The organism is Tenacibaculum sp. L6, assembly GCF_028823685.1.
Lineage (GTDB): Bacteria > Bacteroidota > Bacteroidia > Flavobacteriales > Flavobacteriaceae > Polaribacter.
Window position 1 is genome coordinate 1 of the sequence record NZ_JAPEHZ010000208.1, and the last position, 317, is coordinate 317.

A 317-nucleotide genomic window follows, 5' to 3' on the forward strand; every position below is an offset into this window, starting at 1 on the left:
CAGCAACCATTACTGTAGGAGGAGTAGTTAACTTAACTATAAATGATATTACGGCAGACAACATTGTGAATGCCTCAGAAGCAGGAAGCACTATTCCAGTAACCGGAACCGTAGGCGGTGACTTCAATACAGGAGACACGGTAACTTTAACAGTCAACGGAAACACCTATACCGGTACCGTAGATGCCAGTGGAAACTACAGTATAAATGTCCCAGGCTCAGAATTAGCAGCTGACCCAGACGCTACTGTAGATGGAAGCTTCCTGTCATATGCAACTTGTTCCACCAACACGAGTCATGTTTATAATGTAGACACG

At 44.5% G+C, this 317-nt stretch carries 1 protein-coding gene; it reads left to right on the forward strand.

Annotation, left to right across the window (positions count from 1 at the left end; genetic code table 11):
- Positions 1 to 317 (forward strand): Ig-like domain-containing protein (locus OU788_RS12750; RefSeq protein WP_274635500.1); only part of this gene is annotated, 317 nt, incomplete at both ends.